This is a genomic window from Streptomyces sp. NPDC059668 (assembly GCF_042734135.1).
Taxonomy (GTDB): Bacteria; Actinomycetota; Actinomycetes; order Streptomycetales; family Streptomycetaceae; genus Streptomyces.
This window is the reverse complement of sequence record NZ_JBHWEL010000123.1, coordinates 12,676-16,470: the sequence shown is the minus strand read 5'-3', so window position 1 is coordinate 16,470 and position 3,795 is coordinate 12,676. Positions and strand designations below refer to the sequence as shown.

At 67.2% G+C, this 3,795-nt stretch carries 2 protein-coding genes; both read left to right on the top strand.

What is annotated here, in order from left to right:
- Window positions 1-241 precede the first annotated feature (241 nt).
- On the top strand, window positions 242-1,159 hold the full coding sequence (locus ACFV2J_RS41350) for an endo-beta-N-acetylglucosaminidase H (protein WP_385096999.1): 918 nt from the start codon (window positions 242-244) through the stop codon (window positions 1,157-1,159).
- Window positions 1,160-1,637: 478 nt separating this feature from the next.
- On the top strand, window positions 1,638-3,737 hold the full coding sequence (locus ACFV2J_RS41345) for an NPCBM/NEW2 domain-containing protein (RefSeq protein ID WP_385097002.1): 2,100 nt from the start codon (window positions 1,638-1,640) through the stop codon (window positions 3,735-3,737).
- Window positions 3,738-3,795: the final 58 nt, after the last annotated feature.

Sequence of the window (3,795 nt, the reverse complement as noted above, 5' to 3'; positions counted from 1 at the left end):
CACGATCCACGGTCGCGACTGACGTTTCCCCACGACGAGACCAACGAGCAGGCAAGCCAACAGTCACATGACCAACAGCTTTTGTTAGAGCCAGTTAGCGTTATCGCGCGATGGGCGTGGGCATCGCGAAAATGTCTCGCATGGCTCTGGGGATTCGGTCATGGGAACGGAATGATCGGGGGCCCACACGGCGCTCGCGAACAGGTTGGGCGCCACCCACACGATGGGAGACCGATCAACGATGTTCACTCCGGTGCGGAGCAGAGTACGGACGGCCGCGCTCGCGCTCTCGGCCATTGCGGCCCTCGCCTTAGGCGCGACCGCGACGACCGGCGCGGCAGCGGCCCCAGCTGCCGCGAAACAGGGACCAACCTCGGTGGCGTACGTCGAGGTGAACAACAACAGCATGCTGAACGTCGGTAAGTACACCCTCGCCAACGGCGGCGGCAACGTCTTCGACGTCGCCGTGATCTTCGCGGCGAACATCAACTACGACACCGGCAGGAAGGCGGCGACTCTGTACTTCAACGAGAACGTGCAACGCGTGCTCGACAACGCCGCCACGCAGATACGGCCGTTGCAGCAGAAGGGCATCAAGGTCGTCCTCTCGGTGCTCGGCAACCACCAGGGCGCGGGCTTCGCCAACTTCCCGTCCCAGCAGGCGGCTTCGACATTCGCGAAACAACTGTCGGACACCGTGGCCAAGTACGGCCTCGACGGCATCGACTTCGACGACGAGTACGCCGAGTACGGCAACAACGGCACCGGCCAGCCCAACGCCAGTTCGTTCGTGTACCTGGTGTCGGCATTGCGCACCAACATGCCGGACAAGATCATCAGCCTCTACAACATCGGCCCGGCCGCGTCGCGCCTGTCCTACGGCGGTGTCGACGTCTCCTCCAAGTTCAACTACGCCTGGAACCCGTACTACGGCTCCTGGCAGGTCCCCGGCATCGCACTACCCAAGTCGAAGCTGTCGCCGGCGGCCATCGAGATCGGCGGGACCTCGCAGAGCACGGCCGCCAGTCTCGCCCGACGCACGGTCAGCGAGGGGTACGGCGTCTATCTGACGTACAACCTTGACGGCGCCAATCGCAGCGCCGATGTCTCCGCGTTCACCAGGGAGCTGTACGGCAGTGACGCCCGCTACACGCCGTAGGACGACCGCGCCTCCCGGCGTCCAGTGCCCCCTCGGGGCCTGTTGCATCCCGTAGGTTCGCGCCTCGGGCAGGCCGCGCCTTCGACAACGATGTCGGAGGCGCGGCCGCCAGGTGGGCCAGCACTGCGTTACCAAGCATCGCGCAGGCCGCTTCGGGGATGGCCCGGCTGAGCAGTTGAGTGACGTGCTCACGGTGGGCACGCCGGCGGCTGCACCCGTCACTCCCCCAGCCTCCGGCCACATTCCGCCTCACAGACGCCTGTTGGGTACCGAACGACCTCCGCCCATCTAACTCCTAATTTAGGAATTAATATTGACGCGCGTCGACGACCGCTGCAAGATCCTGGGCATCAACCCGCAGACGATCGGGCGCTGACTGGTTCCAACAACTGCCGTCGCAAGTTCTGTTGGGCGGCGGCACCTCGGGCACACGACCGGGACGGGCCTGCACGCGTGATCGGACAGTGAAGGATCCGATGTGAAACGACATCTCACCGTCCTGCTCGCCCTCCTGATGTCCTTGTTGGTCGTACAGGCGCCCGCCCATGCAGCCCCTTCGGCCAGCAGTGCCCGTAGTGCCGACAGTGCTGGCACTACGGCAGCCACCTCGAAGCAAGTGCTGGGCCAGACGCCTTACATGGGGTGGAACACCTACTACGCGCTGGGTGGCGATCCGACCGAGTCGGAGATCAGATCGGTGGCGGACTTCCTGGTCAGCAGCGGTTTGCGCGACTCCGGCTACCAGTACGTCTGGATCGACGGCAACTGGGCAGCACCGACCCCGCGCAGCGCGGCCGGTGACCTGGTGCCCAACCCGGACCAGTTCCCGAACGGGCTGAAGCCACTGGTCGACTACATCCACAGCAAGGGCCTCAAAGCGGGCATCTACACCGACGCCGGCCCCTACATCCCGGGCAAGTGCGGGCTCGGCAGCCATGGTTACTACCAACGCGACGCGAACCAGTTCGCCGCCTGGAAGTTCGACGCCGTGAAGGTGGACTACCTCTGCGGGATCGCCGCTGACCTCGACCCCAAGACCGTCTACACCGAGTTCGCGAACGCGCTGCGGAACAACTCCAGCAGGCGCCCGATGCTCTTCAACCTCTGCAACCCGGTGACCTCTCCGGACTGGGGCAACTACCCGGAGACGCAGCAGTCGACGTACTCCTGGTCCTACGCGCCTACGATCGCGCAGTCCTGGCGGACGTACACGGATGTCGGCTTCGTCGGCGAGATCAAGTTCAAGGACGTGCTGCGGAACTACGACGCGAACGCGCGGCATCCCGAGGTCGCCGGGCCGGGGCACTTCAACGACCCGGACTACCTCGGACCCGAAATGGGGATGAGCGACGAGGAGTTCCGTACGCAGATGACGCTCTGGTCGGTCGCGGCCGCGCCACTGGTGATCGGCAGCGACGTCCGTAAGCTCAGCAAGACCTCGCTCGGCATCCTCGAGGACCGCGATGTCCTCGCTGTCAACCAGGATTCCGCCGGCGTCCAGGCCGTCCGTGTCGGCCCTGCCGGTACGACGGAGACCTGGGTGAAGCGGCTGGCCAACGGAGACCGTGCCGTGGTGCTGCTGAACCGGGGTGACACCCCGGCGACGCTGACCACGACCGCCAAGTCGGTCGGGCTGTCCGGGGGACGGTTCACCCTGAAGAACGCCTGGACCGACCAGGTCACCGAGAGCGGCGGAACCATCAGTGCGGCCGTCCCGGCGCACGGCGCGGCCCTGCTCCGGGTCGGCCGGGCAACGGGCAAGCCCGGTGTTCCGCACGTCGTCGCCGGCCTGCCGCAGGTGACGAAGGTCGGCAGCGACGCGGTCGCGGCGGGCGTGGCTCCGGTGGCCGCCGGTGGCGACCAGGCCCGGGTCGAGGTCACCGTTCGCAACGACGGTACGAAGCCGGCCTACGCACCGCGGGTCGAGCTTGCGGCGCCCGCCGGGTGGACGGTTCGCGCGGCCGGCAAGGCACCGAAGGTGCTGACGCCCAACCGCTCCGTGAACCTCGCCTTCACCGTGACCCTGCCGGCCACCACCGCACCTGGTAGCGCCGATCTGACCGCCACCACCTCGTACGAAGTGGCCGGCAAGGGACGGCTGCGCCAGCAGACGACCACGGCGTTGGTCGTGGCACCGGCGGCACCGAACGGCGACGTCGTCCTGTCTCACCACGACTGGATCAGCGCCACCAGTGGATGGATGAGCCCGACGGTCGACCGGAGCGTCGGGGGCTGGACGCCGATCAGCATGCTCGGCCAGGAGTACCCGACCGGCATCGGAGTCGCCTCGCCCTCCACGATCCGCTACTACCTCGGCGACCGGTGCACCCGGCTGACCACGACCGTCGGCATCGACGACGCGGTGCGCAACGTCGGCCCGGAGGGCGGCACCTCGACCTTCCAGGTCATCGGTGACGGCCGGGTGCTGTACGACAGCGGTGTGCTCGGCCGTGACGACGTCCGCCAGGCCGACATCGACCTGACCGGCGTCCGGGTCCTCGACCTGGTGGTCGGCGATGCCGGCGACGGCGGCTACAACGACCGCGCCAACTGGGCAGGCCTGAACGCCAGTTGCTGACTCGGCTCCGCCGCGCCCAGGTGACACCTCACCTGGGGGCCGCGCTCTACCGCCGTGG